Origin of the sequence: Dactylosporangium sp. NPDC050588 (assembly GCF_040654975.1) — a bacterium.
GTDB classification, from domain to species: domain Bacteria; phylum Actinomycetota; class Actinomycetes; order Mycobacteriales; family Micromonosporaceae; genus Dactylosporangium; species Dactylosporangium maewongense.
This window is the reverse complement of sequence record NZ_JBFAJA010000003.1, coordinates 102615-122571: the sequence shown is the minus strand read 5'-3', so window position 1 is coordinate 122571 and position 19957 is coordinate 102615. Positions and strand designations below refer to the sequence as shown.

The window sequence follows — 19957 nt, the reverse complement described above, 5'->3', positions numbered from 1 at the left end:
ACGGCCGTGGTGTCCATCACCCTGCAGATCGTGTATCTGCTGCTCTACCTGTTCCTGGTGGTGCTCCTCGCTCGCTTTGTCATGGGCTATGTGATGCAGTTCGGCCGCCGCTGGCAACCGGGCCGGGGCGCGGCGGCAGCGCTCGAAGTGGTGTGGAGCGTCACCGATCCGCCGCTCAAAGCGTTGAGGCGGGTGATCCGTCCGCTGCGTATTGGTACCGTGGCCGTGGACCTGTCTTCGCTTGTGCTGCTGGTTATCCTGTTCGTGCTGATGAACGTCGTGGTAAGGCAACTGATCGAGGTGTTCTCGTGACTCGCCCCGATCGGCGGCCACGCGGCCGCAACTGACCCGAGGAGTTTCGATGCCGCTGACCCCGGCCGACGTCCACAACGTCGCCTTCAAGAAGCCCCCCATCGGTAAACGGGGCTACGACGAGGAGGAGGTCGACGCCTTCCTCGACGAGGTCGAGCGCGAGCTCGCCCGTCTGATCGAGGAGAACAACGAGCTGCGCGCGCAGCTCGAGCGCGGTGGTGGCGGTCGCGCCCCCGCCGGTCCCAGTGGCGGCGGCGACCCGCGCCTGGCCTCGGAGCTGGCCGACCTCAAGACGCAGTTCGAGCGCGTCCAGCGGGAGAAGCAGTCCGCCGAGCAGGCCGCTCGCGGCATGCAGCAGGAGCTGGACCAGATCCGCTCGCAGGGCGGCCCGGCCGGCGGCGACGGCGAGCAGCAGGCGCTCCGCGTCCTGATGATGGCCCAGCGCACCGCCGACGACCACGTGTCCGACGCCCGCCGCGAGGCCGACAAGCTGCTCTCCGACGCCCGCACCAAGGCCGAGGAGGTCACCCGCGACGCGCGGGCGAAGGCCGACGCGCTGGAGCGCGACGCCCGGCAGCGGCACCAGGAGGCGATGGGCGGTCTCGACGCCAAGCGCACCGCGCTGCAGAAGCACATCGAGGAGCTCAAGCAGTTCGAGCGGGAGTACCGGACCCGTCTGAAGGCCTACCTGGAGAGCCAGCTGCGCGACCTCACCGGCCGCGAGCAGAGCCTCGAGGCCGAGATGGCCGCCCGCAACGAGGCCGCGCCCCGTGCCGCGACCGGTGGCACCGGTCTCGCCGCGGCGGGCCTCTCGGGTGGCTACGAGGGCGCGGGACGCTAGTCCCTCCGCTTTCAGTTCGGCAACCTCGGCGGCTCGTTAGGGTGACCAGCACAGAGCACTGACACGCCGGTCAATGCGACACGCGGCGCCCCAGTCGAAATTCGGCTGGGGCGCCGGTCGCTATCCGGGGTCTCGTTCGTTGTACGGGCTGAGAGACACTCGCCCGGGACCGTTGCGCAGCATCTGCCGGGCTCAGCTTGCGGAGGGGTAGGCCGTGATCGTCGGAAGTCTGCTGCTGATCGTCGTGGCCGTGGGCCTGCTCGTGGTGGGCCTGCTGCAAGGCGCTGACGCCCTGCTGGTGGCGTCGATCGGGGCGAGCCTCCTCGCGGCGGTCGCCCTCATCGTCGGTGGCCGCCAGGCCGCCGCCGCCCGCTCGTCCCGCACCGTGCGCACCGGCCGGCAGGTGCCCAACGACGAGCGTTACGACCCGTTCGAGTCCCGCCTGGACGCTGACAGCGCCCGCGAGGCCCGCCAGCCCGTCGGCGCCGGCGCCCGGTCCACCGGCGGCACCACGTACGGGCGCGGCGCCGGTTCCGGTTCTGGTGCTGGCTCAGGCTCCGGCTCTGGCGGCCCCGCCCGGCTCGCGGACAGCGGGCGGACCGACGCCAACCTGCCGCCCGTGGACGAGACCGCGATCACGCCACCCGTCCGCGACGAGCCGGTCGTGCCGCAGCAGCCGTACGACGACTACCCGGCCTCCGCGGACGGCGAATGGTCCGTCGACGGCGAGGAGTACGACGACGAGGACCCGGAGGACGAGCCCCCGATCCAGCCGTCGTCGCCCGCCGACATGGCCCGCGTCGCGACGATGCAGGACGAGGTCCTGGTCATCGACGGCCGCCCCCGCTACCACGTGCGCGGCTGCGTGCACCTGCTCGGCCGGGAGAGCGAGCCACTGCCGATCAGCGAGGCCGTCGAGCTCGGCTTCACCCCCTGCAGCGTCTGCGAACCCAACGACGCCGTCCTCGCCGGCCGCGCCTGACCTTTCGCCCTTCTTCGGCGCACGCCGCGGCCCGAGCCGGACGGACATCCGTCCGGCTCGGGCTCAGGCGTTCACTCCACCGGACCTGCCGCGGACGCCGGACCAGGCTGGGCGCTCCCGGCCGCCGGACCGCGGCCGCGCCTGACCTCTGACCTGCCCGGCCTCGTTCCTTCGCCGCACGCCGCGGCCCGGGCCGGCACACTTTTGTCCCGCGCAGACCCAGGCGGACGTCCGCTGCATCTGGGCCCGCCACGGAATCGGAGCCGCCTGCTTGCGGGCGGCCTCGATCTCCTGCTGGATCTTGAGGTGGGCCGCCTCCAGGAGGGCCTTCGCCTGGACGCTTCCGGCCGTCGGACCCGGCGGGGCCTCCGGCCATCGGACCCGGCGGGGCTTCCGGCCGTCGGATCCGGCGGGGCTTCCGGCCGTCGGACCCCGGCAGGACACGCTCACCGGCTCCCGGCTCTGGACACGCTCACCGGCCGGCCGGCCGTCGTCGACCGGCCCGGCATGTGCTCGGGTACCCGGAGGGGCGGATCACGCCCACCGCCGGACGAGATCCAGATGCGCCGGGCTGGGCGTTTCCGCGCGGCGGGAGCTCGGCGACCACGGGGGTGACGGCGGGGCGGCGCGGGACGACTCCGGGCGAGACGTCCGCAGGCCAGCCTGGTCGTCTTGACAGGGCAGCCTGGTCGTCCCCGGCCAGGCGCTTCCACGCAGGCGACCACGCAAAGCACCTGCGGGAGAGGCGTCCGTAGGCCGGCCTGGTCGTCCCGGCTTGGCTGTCCAGGACCGCCCTGGCCTGGACAACCCCGGCCTGGTCGCTCGGGCCAGGACCACCCTGGCCTGGTAGCTCCGGCCTGGTCGCTCGGGCCTGGACAACCCCGGCCTGGTAGCTCCGGCTGAACAACCCCGCCCTGGTCGCTCCGGGCTGAACAACCCCGACCTGGAGGCTCGGGCCTGGGCGTCCGGGCGCTGACGCGTAGACGACCTCGGGCGAGGCGTCCGTGGGTCGGCCTGCTCGCCCCGGCTGGGCCGGCCTGGTCGGCGCCGCGACCGGGTGCTTACGCGCGGGCGGCCGTGCGGGCCCGGGCGAGGCGTCCGTGGCCGGCCTGGCCGTCCTGCAAGGGGCGACGGACCCGGCACGGGCGTCGTTCGCGGGGCACGTCGGGGACCTCGGCGGTGACGGCGGCCTTGTCCTACACCGTAACGTATCGGAAGAAATTGATCTCGGCGTTACTACCCTCAGTGGCGACAAGGTAGCTGCGGGTGTCAGGTGGTGGGAGGTGACCGGTCCGGGTGATGATCCACCGGTCTGGTCGATCGCCCACGAACGGGTGAACCTTCACAATAGGGCATGCCCACCATCGCGATCCGTGTCAAGCCGGGTGCCTCGCGCACCGCGGTCGGCGGGAGTCACGCCGGACCGTACGGCCCGGCGCTGATCGTCGCGGTCGGCGCCCGCCCCGTTGACGGGCAGGCCACCGAGGCCGCGCTGAAGGCCCTCGCCGGCGCGCTGGGGCTGCGGCCGTCGGCGCTGCGGTTGAAGGCGGGCGCCGCCAGCCGGGACAAGCTCGTGGAGCTGCCCGAGACGTTGCCGGAGGGGCACGCCGCACGGCTGGCCGCGCTGATGGACCCCTCGCATTGAGCCACGAGTTCAACCTGGCGCTGCTCATCGGCGCGGCGGTGCTGCTGGTGTGCGTGGGTGCGGTGCGTCTGTCGGTGCGGCTCGGCCTGCCCAGCCTTCTGGTGTACCTGCTGCTGGGTGTCGTGATCGGCGAGGCGGGGCTCGGGATCAACTTCGAGAACGCGGAGCTCACCCGTACCCTCGGCATCTGCGCGCTCGTGGTGATCATCGCGGAGGGCGGTCTGACGGCCCGCTGGTCGACGCTGCGTCCGGTGCTGGGGCCGGCCGTGGTGCTGTCGACGGTGGGCGTCGCGGTGAGTGTGGCGGTGGTCGGCGTGATCACGCACTTCGCCCTCGGCGCCGGTTGGCAGCAGTCGCTCCTGTACGGGGCGGTGCTGTCCTCCACGGACGCCGCGGCCGTCTTCTCCACGCTGCGCAGGATGCCGGTCCGGCCGCGGCTCGCCGCGATTCTGGAGGCCGAGTCCGGCATCAACGACGCGCCGGTGGTGATCCTGGTCGTGCTGCTGTCGCTGCCGGAGGGGGTCACCGGCCCGTGGTGGGAGCAGCTGGGCCTGGTCGGCTACGAGCTGCTCGCGGGCGCCGTCATCGGGCTCGTCGTCGGGTTGGGCGGGGCCTGGGCGCTGCGGCGTGCCGCGCTGCCGTCCGCCGGCCTGTACCCCCTGGCCGCGGTCGGCCTGACCGTGCTGGCGTACGCGGTCGGCTCCGTCGCGCACGCGTCGGGCTTCCTGGCGGTGTACGTGACCGGCGTCGTGCTCGGCAACTCCAGGCTGCCGCACCGCAGGGCCATGCTCGGCTTCGCGGACGGGTTGGCGTGGCTCGCCCAGATCGGGCTGTTCGTGCTGCTCGGCCTGCTCGCCTCGCCCAGCGAGCTCGGCGCCGCGGTGCTGCCGGCGCTGGTCGTCGGCCTGGTGCTGATTCTGCTCGCGCGGCCGCTGTCGGTGCTGGTCAGCGTCACCCCGTTCCGGTACGGCTGGCGCGACCAGGCGTTCCTGTCGTGGGCGGGGCTGCGTGGCGCGGTCCCGGTCGTGCTCGCCACCATCCCGCTGTCGGCCGGTCTGCCGGGCGCGCAGACGCTGTTCAACGTCGTGTTCGTGCTGGTCGTGGTCTACACGGCGGTGCAGGGGGTGACGCTGCCACCGGTCGCGAAGCGGCTGGGCGTGGCGGCGCCCGGCGAGACGACCGACCTGCAGGTGGAGTCGGCGCCGCTGGAGCGGATGGGCGCTGACCTGTTGCAGCTTGAGGTGCCGGTCGGCTCGAAGCTCAACGGCGTGCACGTGGACGAGCTACGATTGCCTGTCGGTGCGGTCGTGACGCTGGTGCTTCGCGACGGCGGCGCGTTCGTGCCGGAATCGCAGACCCGCCTCAAGACCCGCGACAGTCTGCTGATCGTCGCCACCGAGCAGGTGCGTGACGCGGCGGAGCGCAGGCTGCGAGCGGTGAGCAGGCGAGGAAGACTTGCGCGCTGGTTTGCCGAACATGGCGAGGATCGGCGCCAATAACTGATCCAATTGGTCGGAATGCGTGTGGCATGTTTGTCGGACGCGTGTACATTCCGTATTCTTGCCAGCCACTGGAGTGCGCGACGGCGCGTCGCGCGCCCGTTTTGCATCTGGGGGAAGCCATGGCCGAGCGAGCGGGTGGCGTGCCGAAAGGCACGTCCGCGAGCACCGCCGGGCAGCATGACGCCGCTGATGTGACGCGTGTGACCACTGTGACAACAGCACAGAAACGCGGCACTCGGCAAGCGGCGGCTCGGGGGAACAGCACCACGTCGGCGCAGAGCAAGCGCGGCAACACTGGGGGGCTTGCGGACGACGCGGGCGGCTCAGGCACCACATCCAACACGTCGCCGATCGCCGCTCGTGCGGCCAAGGGAGCCACGATGGCCAAGACCGCCGAACCGAAGACCACCGCAGCCAAGGCCCGTGGCACGCGCACCGCCGCGGAGACGGAGAAGATCCGCGTCGCGCTGATCGAGCGGCGCGACGAGCTCAAGGCGGAGCACGACCAGACCCTGGCCGAGATCGCCGAGCTGCAGCAGCACCGGCTCACGGACTCGGCGGGCGACGACCAGGCCGACACCGGCACCAAGACGTTCGAGCGCGAGCAGGAGATCACCCTCGCCAACAACATCCTCGAGCGGGTCAACCAGGTCGAGCGGGCGCTGGAGCGGCTCGACGAGGGCGGCTACGGCTGGTGTGAGAAGTGCGGCAACGCGATCCCGGTCGAGCGGCTGGCGGCGTTCCCGTCGGCTACGCTCTGCGTCACCTGCAAGCAGTTGGAGGAGCGACGCTGACCACCCAGGACGACACCACCACGACCACCCCCCGCGGCAGCCGGCGAAAGGCCTGGAGCCTGTTCGGCGCTGTCGCGGTCGTGGTGATCGGCATCGACCTCGCGGTGAAGGAGTGGACCACCTCCGTCATCGCGCACGGCGAGCCGGTGAAGCTGCTCGGCGGCCTGATCTACGTGATCTACGCCCGCAACAGCGGCGCGGCATTCAGTATGTTCAGCGACCTGACGTGGGTCTTCCCGATCATCGCCTCGGCGGTGATCGCCTGGCTGCTCGTCATGCTCCGCTCGACCGTGTCGGTGCCGTGGGCGGTTGCCCTGGGCCTGGTGCTCGGCGGCGCCGCCGGCAATCTCGGCGACCGGATCTTCCGGGCGCCGAAGCCGTTCCACGGGCACGTCGTGGACATGTTCAGCTTCCTCGACGACCACGCGGGGCACTTCCCGGTGTTCAACATCGCCGACTCGGCGCTGACGGTCGGCGTGGCCCTCGCGATCCTGCTGGAGTTCACGGGCCGGCGCCGCGACGGCACCAGCGCGAAGGACGAGGCGAAGGATGAGCAGGCCGGCTCGGAACCGCTCGCACAGCCGAGCGGGGGACCGGGTCCGGACCGGGACAAGGCCACCGACGATGCGTGAGACCCGGTCGATGCCGGTTCCCGACGGTCTCGACGGCAGCCGGCTGGATCAGGCGCTGACGAGGTTGTTCGGGTTCAGCCGTACCGTGGCGGCGGCGCTGGTCGAGGCGGGTGACGTCGCCGTCGACGGGCAGATCCGCGCGAAGTCCGACAAGGTCACCGGCGGCGCCTGGCTCGAGGTGACCCTGCCCGCGCCGCCGTCGGAGGTCGCGGTCGAGGCCATTCCCGTCGACGGCCTGCGCATCGTGTACAGCGACGACGACATCGTCGTGGTCGACAAGCCGGTCGGTGTCGCCGCGCACCCGAGCCCCGGCTGGACGGGTCCGACGGTCATCGGCGGGCTCGCCGCGATGGGGCTGACGATCGCGACCAGCGGCGCCGCCGAGCGCCAGGGGGTCGTGCACCGCCTCGACGTCGGCACCACCGGGCTCATGGTCGTCGCGAAGAGCGAGATGGCCTACAGCATCCTGAAGCGGGCGTTCAAGGACCGCGAGGTCGAGAAGCGGTACCACACGGTCGTCCAGGGCCACCCGGACCCGCTGCGCGGCACCATCGACGCCCCGATCGACCGGCACCCCGGCCACGACTACAAGTTCGCGGTCGTCTCCGGCGGCCGGCCGAGCATCACGCACTACGACACGATCGAGGCGTTCCCGTCGGCGAGCCTGCTCGACGTCAAACTGGAGACGGGGCGCACCCATCAGATCCGGGTGCACTTCTCCGCGCTGCGGCACCCGTGCGTCGGTGACACCACGTACGGCGCTGATCCGACGCTGTCGGCCCGGCTGGGGCTGGCGCGGCAGTGGCTGCACGCCCGGGAGCTGGGCTTCATCCACCCGCGTGAGGGCGAGTACGTGTCGTTCGTCAGCGACTACCCGCCGGACCTCACCAAGGCCCTGGAGGTCCTCGCGGCCTGACCGCCGTGGCGCGCACGGCGGTCAGGCGTCTTCACGAAGCGGAAGCGCGACCCAGCGCTACACGAGGGTGACGTCGTCGACGTAGATCGCGCCCGTGCCGTACCAACCGTGCACCCACACCTTGATCGAGGTGGAGCTGCCCGTGTTGACCGTGACGGTGAGCTTCGTCCAGGTCGATCCGCCCGGCGTCCAGGTGCTCACGTCGCCGGTGCCGGTGGTGGCGCCGAGGAACGCGTAGTTGCCCTGCACCCAGGCGCTCAGCGTGTACGTGCGGTTCGCAGACACACCGACGGTCTGCGAGCACTGCGCGGTGTCCGAGCTGGACGCGGCCGCCTTGAGCGCCTTCGTGCCGCCGTGCACGGGGGTGGTGACGACGCTGCCGAGCGCGCACGTCCACGGGCTCAGGGCGCCGGTCTCGAAGCCGCCGTTGACGATGCCGCTGCCGGGCGGGGTGCTCGGGCTCGGGCTCGGGCTCGTGCTGGGGCTGGTGCTCGGGCTCTTCGACACCGACGGGCTGGGCGAGCCGGGGCCGCTGCCGCCGCTGGTGAACGGGTTGAAGATGTGGGAGAACTCCCAGGTCTGCTGCTGGATGCCGGAGCAGTTGTCGGCCGCCGCGCCGCCGGGGCAGCCGCCGTTGTCGCGTTGCAGCGCCCAGAACGACAGCGCCGCGATGCCCTGCTGGTTGGCCCAGTTGAGCACGGTACGGGCGTCGGCGAGGGTGAACGTCTCGGCGGGGCCGAAGTCGTCGACGCCGATCATCTCGGTGACGCCGATCATGGCCCACCGCTGCGCCGCCGTCTTGGCCGGCCACAGCTGCCCGAGCTGCGTGTGCAGCCCGTTGGACGCGGTGATCGTGTCCTGGGCCATCTGGTGCGGCTGGTTGTCGTAGTAGTCGAACGTCATCTGGTTGACGTAGTCGATCCGGGCGTTGTTGGTGACCGCGTTGCGCAGCACGGCGAGGCCGCTGGGGGCGAGCCCGGTCGTGGTGGTCGGCAGCGTGTACTGGAACTGCACGGTCCGGCCGTTGGCGGCGGCCCAGTCCTCGGTGAGCTTGATCGCCTTGTTGCGCCGGTCGATGCCCGCGGTGTTGGTCAGCGAGTTGTCCTCGATGTCCAGGTCGATGCGGGTCACGTCGTACGTGGTGATCACCTTCTGGAACTGGGCGGCGATCTGGTTGACGTCGGTGCAGCTGTCGGCGATCTCGGTGCCGCCGTTGTCGGCCGCGTAGCCGCCGAAGCTGGGGATGACGTCGCCGCCGCGGGCGCGGATCGCGGCGATGTCGGCGCCGAACGTCGAGTTCGCGATCGGCATGGACGTGTCGCCGTTGAAGTAGACGGTGCACGAGCCGCGGGTCGCGGTCTGGACGAAGGCCAGGGTCAGGTGCTTGACCCCGGACTGCTGGGACAGCCCGTTGAGGCTGTCGCCGTTGTACGCCTCGAAGTACGGGGCGAACACGTGGGCGGGGAGCGTGGCGGCCGCCTGGGCGGGGGCGGCGACCATGAACGCGACGGCGGCACCGAGGGCGGCGACGGCGGTCGCGATGGCGGGAGCTCTCACGAAGGCACCTTTCTATTAGGAAACCTTCCTGATAGATAGTCTTCACTGGTCACCCTGTCAAGAGGCGTGCAACTTGCCTGTGCGACGCTCGACCCGCGATGAACTTCTTCCAGCGGCTCGACCAGCGGCTGCTCCCCGCCGCCGGCAACGTCCTCGCCCGGCTGTTCCGGGGCGCCGTCCGCCTGCGCGTCTTCACCGCCGTGGTCGCGCTGGTCGCGGTCACGGCGACCCTGCTGGTCGTCCACGGCGCGCAGCGGCACCAGCGCAGCGACCCCTCCCTGGGGGACGTGCTGCGCGTCGGCGTCGACGAGGGCGGCTCGATCCCGGTGTACGTGCGGAGCTCCGCCGACGAGCTGGCCGCACTCACGGGTGAACAGTCCGTGTACGCGCTGGTGTCGTTCACCGCGTACCTCGGCCCCGACCGGCTGACCCCGGTGCTGTCGGGTGTCGCCCTGTCGAGTGTCTTCGCGCGGGTGCCGCTGCCGGGCGAGCAGACGGAGCTGGTCCGCCTCGGCGCCTACGAGGTGCCCTCCGACGTGGTGAAGGCGATGGACGCGACCGCCGCCCGCAAGACCGAGGAGGCCGCGCACTACCGGCAGCTGCTCGACAAGGCCGCCAACCAGCCCGGCGACGTCCGTGCCGTGTACCTCGACGGGGCGATCATCGCCGACAAGGAGGCGACCGCGTACCGGGAGCACTGCTCGTGCGTCTACGCCGCGGTGATCTACGCCGCGCCGGCCGGGCTACGGGCCGTCGCGGCCCGCCCGGAGACCCGCGCCGTCGATCCGATCACCGACCTGCGCCGCCTCGACCGGACGGTGTTCCTGCCGCCGCTGCCCGAGCAGGCACAGGTCGCGGGGCCTGTCGCGTCGGCCGGTCCGTCCTGAGGCGATATCCCTTCGGCCTGTCGTGCAGTTGATGCAGGGGATGCTCCCGCAGGTGTGGTCCGAATAGTGTTCGGTCCGTAGCCTGGGGTACGGGTGGACGCTGCGGTGCGGAGGGAGGGCCAGCGTGGCAGAGCGGGCCGATGCCAGGTGGGACAGGTCGTCGGAGCCGCCCGCCCGTTGGCGCTCGCTGCTGGACCGGGCCCTGCTCGGCCGGTCAAGCCCGGGTGATCTGGATTACGACGGAAGGTTCGAGCGCCCCAGCGCCCCATATCCGCCCGCGCGGCCCTACGATGACGAGCCAATGCATCCCAACGGCACGCGCCCCCTCGCCGACGCTCCGTCGCAGCGTCGGGTCGTCGACCCCTATGAGAGTCGTCGAGGTCCTCAGGTGGAGTATCAAGCCCGCCCGGCGGACCCGACCGAGCAGATGGTGCAGGTCCTGCGCCAGGAGATCCCGACCCCCAAGGTCCTCGCCTTCGCCAACCCGAAGGGCGGGGTCCACAAGACCACCGCGACCGTGCTGACCGCCGCCACCATCGGCAGCGTGCGCGGCAAGGGCGTCATCGCCTGGGACGACAACGAGCTGCGCGGCACCCTCGGACTGCGCGCCGGCAGCGCCCGGCACGCCCGCACCATCCGGCACCTCATCGCCGACCTCGTCCGGGTGGAGAACGCCTCCGGCTACGACCTGTACGACCAGCTCGACGACTACCTGCGGCACGCCTCGGACGGCTCGTACGACGTCCTCGCCGGCGAGGAGAACCCGCGCTTCGCGCAGCGGCTCGACCCGCACACGGTGCGCCGCGTCCTGGAGCTGCTGCGCCGCACCCACGACGTGATCTGCGTCGACACCGGCAACAACGTGGAGAGCCCCAACTGGCAGACCGTCCTGCAGACCGCGGACCAGCTGGTCGTGACCAGCGTCCCGCGGGAGGACGCGGCGTTCACCGCCGACTGGATGCTCGACCTGCTCGACGAGGCCGGCATGGACGAGCTGGTCGCCAACGCGGTGACCCTGCTGTCCTGCCCGACGCCCAACCCGACGCCGCTCATCGACGACCTGGCCGGGCACTTCCGCTCCCGGACCAGAGCCGTCGTCGTCGTGCCGTACGACCCGGCGCTCGAGAGCGGCTCCAACATCGAGTACACGATGCTGGCGCCGGCGACGAAGCGCGCGTGGCTGCGGGCGACCGCCGTGATGATGGACCCCTACGCGCGCTGAAGTTCCTCGATCGCCGCGCCGAACACGACGGCGTGCTGATCCACCTGCTGTTGCGTGGTGGCCGGTGACATGAGCGCCATGTTGTGGAACGGCGTGAGCAGGATGCCCCGGTTCGCCAGGTACACGTGCAGGTAGTCCTCGAGGTCCGCGTCCGCGGCTTTCGCGCTGTCGGTGCCGTTGCGCGGGGCCGGGTTCGCGAAGCGGTACTCGACGCGGGCGCCGAGCCGGCTCACCGACCACGGCAGGCCGTGCGCGTCGATGACCTGCTTCGTGCCGGCCTCGAACCGCTCCGCGAGGCGCTCCATCCCGGTGAACGCCTCGTCGGTCAGCACGTGCTCCAGGGTCGCCCTGGTCGCGGCGATGGACAGCGCGTTGCCGGCGAGGGTGCCGCCGACGCCGCCCATGTCGATGAGGTCGAGGTCCGTCCGCTGACCGATGTGCCGCGCGATCTCGGTGGAGAGCCCGTAGGCGGCCGCCGGGATGCCGCCGCCGATCGCCTTGCCGATCGTGACCACGTCCGGCTCCAGCCCCCAGCGTCCCGTGGCGCCGCCCGGGCCGGCGGAGAACGTGTGGGTCTCGTCGTTGACCAGGTACGTGCCGTACTTCCGCGTCAGCTCCCGCACGCCTTGGAGGTAGCCCGGCTCCGGCAGCACGATGCCGATGTTGGTCAGGGCCGGCTCCATGACGACCGCGGCGACGTCGCCGTGCGCGAGCTCGCGCTCGAGGCCTTCGAGGTCGTTGTACTCCGCGACCCGGCTGGTGCTGGTGACGTCGCAGGGGGCACCGACGTTGCCCTCGCGGCTGCGCGGGCCCTGGTCGCTGGTCACGATCAGCGACTCGTCGACCGACCCGTGGTAGCAGTAGCTGTTGAAGAGGATCTTCGGCCGTCCGGTGACGGCGCGCAGCAGGCGGATGGCCCAGCGGTTGGCGTCGGTGGCGGTGAGCGCGAAGCTCCACTCGGTGACGCCGAACCGCCTGGTGAGCTCCTTGCCCACCCAGGCCGCGTCCGGGGTGGGGAGCATGGCGCAGGCGCCGTTCGCGAACTGCTCCTGCGCCGCCTTCCGGGTCGCCTCCGGCGCGTGCCCCGCCATGGCGGCCGTGTCGCCGAGGCAGAAGTCGGTGTACTCGTGACCGTCGACGTCGGTGAGCGTCGCGCCCCGGGCCGTGGCCAGGTAGAGCGGGAAACCGGCGGCGTTCTTGTTCATCCAGGTCATCGGGACGCGGCCGAACAGGTTCCCGGCGTTCGCGTACTCCTCGGCGGAGCGTGGGTTACGGTCGGCGAAGGCGGCTCGCTCGCGGCGCAACAGTGCGCCCAGACGGTCACGGTCGATCATGCTGCGAGTCTCGCAAAGTGTCGTACCCCGGGGATAGGTTCTGCGACGTGGGGGAGTCGTTCGTACATCTGCACGTGCACACCGAGTATTCGATGCTGGACGGGGCCGCCCGGCTCGGGTCCCTGTTCTCCGAGGCGGCCCGGCTCGGCCAGCCCGCGCTCGCCATGACCGACCACGGCAACATGTTCGGTGCCTACGACTTCCACCGGCAGGCCGTCGCCGCCGGGATCAAGCCGATCCTCGGCATCGAGGCGTATCTGACCCCCGGCACCCACCGGGGCGACCGCACCCGGGTCCGCTGGGCGGCCGGCGGCGAGGACGACGTCTCCGGCGGCGGCGCGTACACGCACCTGACCATGCTCGCCGCCGACGAGACCGGGCTGCGCAACCTGTTCAGGCTGTCGTCGCGGTCCAGCATCGAAGGCTACTTCTACAAGCCGCGCGCCGACCGTGAGCTGCTGGCCGAGTATTCGCGCGGGGTGATCGCCACCACCGGCTGCCCCTCCGGCGAGGTGCAGACGCTGCTGCGCATCGGCGACTTCGAGCGGGCCTGCGCCGCCGCCGCCGAGCTGCGCGACATCTTCGGCCCCGGCAACCTGTATCTCGAGCTGATGGACCACGGCCTCGGCATCGAGACCCGCGTCCGGAAGGACCTGCTGCGGCTCGGCAAGCGGCTCGGCCTGACCCCGGTCGCCACCAACGACCTGCACTACACGCACCCCGGCGACGCCGACGCCCACGAGGTGCTGCTGTGCGTGCAGTCCGCGACGACCCTCGCCGACCCGAAGCGGTTCAAGTTCGACGCCCGCGACTTCTACCTCAAGTCCGCCGCGGAGATGCGCGCCCTGTGGGACGCCGAGGTGCCCGGTGCCTGCGACGCCACCCTCGCCGTCGCGGAGCGCGTCGGTTCCTACGCGCCGGTGTTCGAGCACCGCGACCTCATGCCGCGGTTCCCGGTGCCGGAGGGCGAGACCGAGGACTCGTGGCTGCGGGCCGAGGTGCTGCGCGGCCTGGCCCGGCGCTTCCCGGCGGGGATCCCGGCCGACCACGCCCGCCAGGCCGACTATGAGCTGTCCGTGATCAGCAGCATGGGCTACCCGGGCTACTTCCTCGTCGTCGCCGACCTCGTCGCCCACGCCCGACGCGAGGGCATCCGGGTGGGTCCCGGCCGCGGCTCCGCCGCCGGCGCCCTCATCGCGTATGCGCTCGGCATCACCCAGCTCGACCCCCTCGAACACGGGCTGCTCTTCGAGCGGTTCCTCAACCCCGAGCGGGTCAGCATGCCCGACATCGACATGGACTTCGACGAGCGCCGCCGCGGCGAGGTCATCCGCTACGCCACCGAGCGCTATGGCGACGACCGCGTCTCCCAGATCATCACGTTCGGCACGATCAAGGCGAAGGCCGCGATCAAGGACTCGGCCCGGGTCCTCGGCCTGCCGTTCTCCGTCGGCGAGCGGATCACGAAGGTCGTCCCGCCGCCGGTGCTCGGCCGCGACATGCCGCTCAGCGGCGCCTTCGACCCGGCTCACCCGCGCTACCAGGAGGCCGCCGAGCTGCGCCGGCTCTACGAGGGCGAGCAGGAGGTCCGCACCGTCGTGGACACCGCCCGCGGCCTCGAAGGGCTCAAGCGGCAATGGGGCGTGCACGCCGCCGGCGTCATCCTGTCCCGCGAGCCGCTGCTCGACGTGCTGCCCGTCCACCGCCGCGAGCAGGACGGCGCGATCATCACCCAGTGGGACATGGGCGCGTGCGAGGACATCGGCCTGCTCAAGATGGACCTCCTCGGCCTGCGCAACCTCACCATCCTCGACGACGCCCTCGACGCGATCCGGCAGAACCGGGGCGTCGACCTCGCCGTGGAGAGCGTGCCGCTCGACGACAAGGCGACCTACGAGCTGCTGTCCCGCGGCGACACGATCGGCGTCTTCCAGTTCGACGGCGGACCCGTCCGCGCCCTGCTGCGCTCCATGGCGCCCGACGCGTTCGCCGACATCTCCGCCGTCGGCGCGCTCTACCGGCCCGGCCCGATGGGCGCCAACGCGCACAACGAATACGCCGACCGCAAGAACGGGCGCCGCCCCGTCACCCCGATCCACCCCGAGCTGGCCGAGCCCCTCGCGGACATCCTCGGCGACACCTACGGCCTGATCGTCTACCAGGAGCAGGTCATGGCGATCGCGCAGCGCGTCGCCGGCTACTCCCTCGGCGCCGCGGACCTGCTGCGCCGCGCCATGGGCAAGAAGAAGAAGGAGATCCTCGACCGCGAGTTCGCGCCGTTCTCCGCCGGCATGCGCGAGCGCGGCTATTCCGACGACGCGATCCGCACCCTGTGGGACCTGCTCGTGCCCTTCTCCGACTACGCGTTCAACAAGGCGCACAGCGCCGCCTACGGGCTCGTCGCCTACTGGACCGCATACCTGAAGGCCAACTATCCCGCCGAGTACATGAGCGGGCTGCTCACCTCGATCGGCGGCGACAAGGACCGCTCCGCCTTCTACCTCGCCGAGTGCCGCCGGATGGGCATCCGCGTCCTGCCACCCGACGTCAACGCCTCGCAGGGCCGCTTCTCCGCCGTCGGTGCCGACATCCGCTTCGGCCTCAGCGCCGTGCGCAACGTCGGGCCGGCGGTCGTCGCGGCGATCGTGCGCGCCCGGCCGTACACCGACTTCTACGACTTCCTCGCCAAGGTCGACCAGGTCGTGTGCAACAAGAAGACGATCGAGTCGCTCATCAAGGCCGGCGCCTTCGACTCCCTCGGCCACACCCGGCGCGGCCTGATCGCCGTCCACGCCGACGCCGTCGAGTCCGTCATGATCACCAAGCGCAACGAGGCCATCGGCCAGTTCGACCTGTTCGGCTCCGCGGCCCTCGTCGCGTCGCCACCCGTCCCCGCCATCGAGTGGGACAAGGCGGAGCGGCTCGCCTTCGAGCGCGAGATGCTCGGCCTCTACGTCTCCGACCACCCGCTGCGCGGGCTGGAGGAGGTGCTGCGCCGCTGCGCCGACCGTTCCGTGGCCGCCCTCGCCGACGAGGAGACCGTGCCCGACGGCACGCCCGTGATCCTCGCGGGCATCCTCTCCGGCGTGCAGCGCCGCGTCACCCGCCAGGGCCGCCCGTGGGCGTCGGCGACGTTGGAGGACCTGGACGGCGCCGTCGAGGTGATGTTCTTCCCCAACACGTATGAGCTGATCGGGCAGTACATCGCCGAGGACGCGGTGGTGTCGGTGAAGGGCCGCGTCGACCGCCGCGAGGAGGCGCCCCGCCTGATGGCCGGCGACCTGTCCGTCCCCGATCTGACCGCCCCGGCCGCTCCCGCCGACGGGCCGCTGGTGCTCTCCCTGCCGCCGGACCGGTGCACCACGCCGCTCGTCGAGCGGCTGCGGGAGGTCGTCGGCCGGCATCCCGGCCCCACCGAGGTGCAGGTCGACCTGGTCGACGGCCCGAGGCGCACCCTCATCTCGATCGGGCCGCAGCGGGTCGCGGTCACCGCCGAGCTGCTCCGGGAGCTCACGTCGCTGCTGGGGCCCGCCGCGGTGCCCGGCGGCGGTGTGCCTGCAGGTGGTGGTTCGGCCGGTGGCGTGCCTGCCGGCGGTGGTTCGGCCGGTGGCGTGCCTGCCGGCGGTGGTTCGGCCGGTGGTGTGCCGCCCGGCGGTGGTCCGGCGGGCGGTGTGCCCGCGGGCGGCGGCACGGGTCGGGGCGCCGGCGCCGGGCCTGGCAGGATGGGATGGTGAGCATCGCCCCGATCGAGCCGATCGACCAGCCGGAGCTTCCCAAGCCGTCCCCGCCGCGGCGCCGGTCACTCGGGCTGGAGGCCCTGTTCGGCCTGATCGTCGCCGCCGTGGTGGTCGCGCTCGGCGCCCCCGTCGGCCTGCTGTGGTCGTGGATCGCGCCGAAGGTGGAGCTGGTCCAGACGCCGTATGGCCCCTATCCCATCGAGGGTGAGCCCGAAGGCTACTTCGCCGACGACGGCTGGTTCATGATCCTCGGCGCGGCGGCCGGGATCCTGGTCGCGGTCGCCGCCTGGATGATCCTGCGCCGCTACCGGGGCCCGTTCATCCTTGCCGGCCTCGTCGTCGGCTCGGCCGCGGCGGCCGCCCTGGCCGCGTGGCTCGGCAACAAGATCGGCTACGCGCACTACCTCGACCTGGCCGAGCACGCCCCCGTCGACACCCACATCTTCCGCCCCGCCAAGGTCCGCGCCGGCGAGGCCAGCCTGTGGCACGGCTTCGTCCCGTGGGTCCGCGGCTCCCTGCTCATCCAGGCCCTCGTGGCCGCCGTGGTGTACACGTGCCTCGCGGGCTTCCACACGTCGCCGACCCTGACCCACGACCCTGACCCGGACGTGCCCACCGGCGACCCGTACTACGCCGGCTACCCGGACGGCGGCGGCCCCTACGCCGGTCACCCGGACGGTCCCTACGCCGGCCACCCGGACAACGCGGGCCCCTACGCCGGCCCCGCCCATCCCGTGTTCGGCTCACTCGACCCTGCCCGGCCCGGCCCCGTCTACCCCGGGCCCGCCGCTCAGCCCGGCCTCGCTCAGCCCGGCCTCGCTCAGCCCGGCCTCGCTCAGCCCGGCCAGCCCGCCCAGCCCTGGCCCGCCCCAGAGGCCCCCGAGCACCCCGGCTATCCGCATCCCGGCCACGGCGGCCCCCAGACCGACGCCTCCTTCAGTCAACCCACCACCGGGGGCGAGTCTCCAGCGAGCCCTCCACCGTGGCCCGCCCCGCCCACCGGCACCCAGTCCGGCGCCGGGACCGCCGGCGGTCATCAGCCACACGACGATCCAGCACCGGGCCGCCCCGACCTCCGCAAGCCTGCCTCTGGGCCGCCCGGTGCGGTCGCCCCGTCCCCCGCAGGCCAGCACGACGCCGCGTCTGGCGCCTCGACCCCACCCGCACCCGACCCGACCTGATCCGCACCCGCACCCCGACTCGACCTGATCCGCACCGACCTGACCCGACCTGATCCGACCTGATCCGCACCCGACCCGACCCGACCCGATCTGATCCGCACCCGACCCGACCCAGTCGCCCTGTCCGCACCCCCAGCCCCGAGAGCTCAACCCCGACGTCGAGCCACTTCCCCGTCTTCGGGTCGCGCCCGTTCGTGGTCGCCCGTCCTCAGTCGCGGTCTCGGTGCCGTCGCGACGCTGGTCTCGGGCGCGCCCTGGTCCTCGGTCTCAGAAACGCCCTGGTCCTCGGTCTAGGTCGTGGCCTCGGCGCGTCCCCGCTTCGGTCTCGGTCGCGGCTTGGCCTCTGCCCGCAGTCCCTGGATCGGCCCCGTTTCGGGCGCGGCCTTTGTCCCCGTCCGCGGTCCCGGGATCGGCCCTGTTTCGGGCGCGGCCTTCGTCCCCGTCCGCGGTTGCAGGAGCGGCCTCTCCCGCCGGGCCTGGCCCATGCCGGCGTTCATCTTCGGGTGCGGCCCGAGCCCTGTCCTCGTCCTTGCGCTCAGTCCCATCATCGGGAGCGGCACCGCCTCAGGTCCGGCTCATCCCCGTCATCATCCCGTGTCGCGGGCGCGGGTCCGGCCTGATCCTGTCCCTGGCCTTGTGCTGGGCACCGCTTCGGGGGCGGACTCGTCCCGGTCCGTGCGTGGTCTCGGATCGGCGCCGGCCACGGTCCGAGGCATGCGGACTCGTCCCCGTCCGTGCGTGGTCTCGGAGCGGCGCCGGCCACGGTCCGACGCATCCCGTCCCTGCGCGGCCCTGTTCGTGGTCTCGGGAACGGCCCTGTCGTCGGCCTGGCTTGTCGCCGGCCTCGTCCGGTGTCCGGGCGAGGCTGGTGGCGCAGGGGGTGCGGGGGTCAGTTCGGGCTGGAGGGGACGGCCAGGTCGGACAGGGCGACCGGGACGGCGCGGACCTGGCCGAGGAGGGCGGCCTCGCGGCGGAGGAGGGCGCGTTCGGCTTTCAGGCGGCTGGTCGTGTCGGGCTCGGCGAGCAGTGACTGCCGGTCCTCCAGGGTCAGCGACGCCGTGGCGGCGACCAGGTGTGACAGGACCGTGGGGTCGTCGGGCAATTGCTCGCCGTCGCCGTCCTCGTCGCTGCGGACCGCCTTCAGGTACTGCTGGAACGCGGCGAGGACGCCGGCCGCCAGTTCTTCCTCGCGGTCGGGTTCGCCCTTCGGCTCGGGGAGCCATTCGATCTCGCCGGTGAGGTACGGGGCGTCGTTGCGGGCGAGGCCGAGCAGGCGGAAACGGCGGCGGCCGACGGTCATGAGGTCGAAGCGGCCGTCGGCGAGCTCGGTCAGCTGGCGGATCTCGGCGGCGCAGCCGATCTCGTACAGCGACAGGGCCTCGCCGGCGGTGATCGACGCGTCGTTGGTCTCTCCGGCCTCCCCCTCGACGCGGCCGACTTCCCAGCCGCGGCGGATCGCGATCACGCCGAACTCGCGCGGGAGGTCGGCGGGCAGCTCCGCGAGGTGCTGGACGAGCGTGCGGTAGCGGGGCTCGAACACGTGCAGGGGCAGGACCAGCCCCGGGAACAGCACGGTGCCGAGAGGGAACAGCGGCAGGAGGGTCCGCTCGGGTTCGTTCGCTTCCTCCACGGGCGAAGCCTAGCTGAGCGGACCCCGTTTGCCGCACCATGACGGCCACTGCGAAACAGATGAGCGTCGAATGAGGCAGACCGGAACGGTCCGTTCCGCTCAGGCGGTACAGTGGCGGCATGACGAACCTGTCCGGCCGACGTGTGCAGGCGGCCCGCAACGACGGTGTGATCCTCGCCGCGGCGCGCGACGTGTTCCTGGAGGACCCGAAGGCGCCGATCGCCGCCGTCGCCGAGCGGGCCGGGGTCGGGATCAGCGCCTTGTACCGGCGGTACAAGGGCAAGGACGACCTGCTCCGCACGCTGTGCCACGACGGTCTGCGCACCTTCGTCGCGGAGGCGGAGGCGGCCGCCGAGGAGCCGGACGGGTGGGCGGCGCTGGTGCGGTTCCTGCGCGGGGTCGTCGAGGCGGACGTGCACTCGCTCACCGTGCACCTCGCCGGCACGTTCGCCTCGACCCCCGAGATGCGCGCGGATGCCGTGCGGGCGGGTGCGCTCGCGGGTGACCTGGTGCGGCGGGCGCACGAGGACGGCGGGCTGCGCCCGGACGTCGTGGTGGCGGACGTCACGCTGATCCTGGAGGCGTGTGCGGCGATCCGCGTGCCGGACCGCGACCGCACCGCCGAGCTGCGCCGCCGCCAGCTGGCCCTGCTGCTGGACGGGATGCGGCGGGACGGCGCTGACCTGCGGTCCGTGCTGCCCGGCCCGCCACCGGACGCGGCCGAGCTGAACTGGCGCTGGGCGCAATCCCGACAGCCCGCACAGCGGGACGCGACCGAATAATTG

At 72.2% G+C, this 19957-nt stretch carries 15 protein-coding genes and 1 pseudogene; 13 read left to right on the top strand and 3 right to left on the bottom strand.

Annotated features, from left to right (window positions below; genetic code table 11):
- Positions 1 to 6 precede the first annotated feature (6 nt).
- From AB0I21_RS02995 to AB0I21_RS02960, 8 genes are all read left to right on the top strand, one after another.
- The gene (locus AB0I21_RS02995) at positions 7 to 312 is read left to right on the top strand and encodes a YggT family protein (protein WP_344503930.1); all 306 of its coding nucleotides are present in this window, start codon (positions 7 to 9) and stop codon (positions 310 to 312) included.
- A 49-nt stretch (positions 313 to 361) separates the two neighbouring features.
- On the top strand, positions 362 to 1153 hold the full coding sequence (locus AB0I21_RS02990) for a DivIVA domain-containing protein (protein WP_344503931.1): 792 nt from the start codon (positions 362 to 364) through the stop codon (positions 1151 to 1153).
- Positions 1154 to 1367: 214 nt separating this feature from the next.
- Positions 1368 to 2135 (top strand): hypothetical protein, encoded by a 768-nt coding sequence (locus AB0I21_RS02985; protein WP_360558687.1) that lies wholly within the window; start codon positions 1368 to 1370, stop codon positions 2133 to 2135.
- A gap of 1354 nt (positions 2136 to 3489) precedes the next feature.
- Complete coding sequence (locus tag AB0I21_RS02980) at positions 3490 to 3780, top strand: DUF167 domain-containing protein (RefSeq protein WP_344503932.1); 291 nt, start codon at positions 3490 to 3492, stop codon at positions 3778 to 3780.
- Entirely contained in the window at positions 3777 to 5279 is a 1503-nt protein-coding gene (locus AB0I21_RS02975; protein WP_344503933.1) for a potassium/proton antiporter, read from the top strand. Before AB0I21_RS02980 ends, AB0I21_RS02975 begins: the two co-directional genes overlap by 4 nt.
- 383 nt (positions 5280 to 5662) lie before the next feature.
- Entirely contained in the window at positions 5663 to 6076 is a 414-nt protein-coding gene (locus tag AB0I21_RS02970; RefSeq protein ID WP_360558597.1) for a TraR/DksA family transcriptional regulator, read from the top strand.
- Positions 6073 to 6708 (top strand): signal peptidase II, encoded by a 636-nt coding sequence (gene lspA / locus AB0I21_RS02965; protein ID WP_360558680.1) that lies wholly within the window; start codon positions 6073 to 6075, stop codon positions 6706 to 6708. Before AB0I21_RS02970 ends, lspA begins: the two co-directional genes overlap by 4 nt.
- Positions 6701 to 7624 (top strand): RluA family pseudouridine synthase, encoded by a 924-nt coding sequence (locus tag AB0I21_RS02960; protein WP_360558595.1) that lies wholly within the window; start codon positions 6701 to 6703, stop codon positions 7622 to 7624. The genes lspA and AB0I21_RS02960 overlap by 8 nt, the downstream gene beginning before the upstream one ends.
- Before the next feature lie 57 nt (positions 7625 to 7681).
- On the opposite strand, the gene AB0I21_RS02955 is transcribed toward AB0I21_RS02960, so the two are convergent.
- On the bottom strand, positions 7682 to 9181 hold the full coding sequence (locus tag AB0I21_RS02955; RefSeq protein ID WP_360558594.1) for a glycosyl hydrolase family 18 protein: 1500 nt from the start codon (positions 9179 to 9181) through the stop codon (positions 7682 to 7684).
- A 98-nt stretch (positions 9182 to 9279) separates the two neighbouring features.
- On the opposite strand from AB0I21_RS02955, the gene AB0I21_RS02950 reads away from it, so the two are divergent.
- Both AB0I21_RS02950 and AB0I21_RS02945 read left to right on the top strand, forming a co-directional pair.
- Complete coding sequence (locus AB0I21_RS02950; protein ID WP_360558592.1) at positions 9280 to 10068, top strand: hypothetical protein; 789 nt, start codon at positions 9280 to 9282, stop codon at positions 10066 to 10068.
- A gap of 100 nt (positions 10069 to 10168) precedes the next feature.
- Complete coding sequence (locus AB0I21_RS02945; protein WP_360558678.1) at positions 10169 to 11290, top strand: AAA family ATPase; 1122 nt, start codon at positions 10169 to 10171, stop codon at positions 11288 to 11290.
- Here the strand turns inward: AB0I21_RS02945 and AB0I21_RS02940 are convergent.
- Positions 11278 to 12624, bottom strand: coding sequence for a transaminase (locus AB0I21_RS02940; protein ID WP_360558591.1), 1347 nt, complete (start codon positions 12622 to 12624; stop codon positions 11278 to 11280). The two genes, AB0I21_RS02945 and AB0I21_RS02940, sit on opposite strands and share 13 nt — an antisense overlap.
- A gap of 47 nt (positions 12625 to 12671) precedes the next feature.
- Between AB0I21_RS02940 and dnaE the strand changes: the two are divergent.
- Together dnaE and AB0I21_RS02930 are read left to right on the top strand one after the other, a co-directional pair.
- Positions 12672 to 16163: pseudogene (dnaE, locus tag AB0I21_RS02935) on the top strand (DNA polymerase III subunit alpha); the annotation flags it as partial.
- 191 nt (positions 16164 to 16354) lie between these two features.
- Complete coding sequence (locus AB0I21_RS02930) at positions 16355 to 17542, top strand: DUF2567 domain-containing protein (RefSeq protein ID WP_360558590.1); 1188 nt, start codon at positions 16355 to 16357, stop codon at positions 17540 to 17542.
- A gap of 889 nt (positions 17543 to 18431) precedes the next feature.
- On the opposite strand, the gene AB0I21_RS02925 is transcribed toward AB0I21_RS02930, so the two are convergent.
- Positions 18432 to 19172, bottom strand: a complete 741-nt coding sequence (locus AB0I21_RS02925; RefSeq protein WP_360558589.1) for an LON peptidase substrate-binding domain-containing protein — start codon at positions 19170 to 19172, stop codon at positions 18432 to 18434.
- Positions 19173 to 19291: 119 nt separating this feature from the next.
- On the opposite strand from AB0I21_RS02925, the gene AB0I21_RS02920 reads away from it, so the two are divergent.
- Positions 19292 to 19954 (top strand): helix-turn-helix domain-containing protein, encoded by a 663-nt coding sequence (locus AB0I21_RS02920; RefSeq protein ID WP_360558587.1) that lies wholly within the window; start codon positions 19292 to 19294, stop codon positions 19952 to 19954.
- Positions 19955 to 19957: the final 3 nt, after the last annotated feature.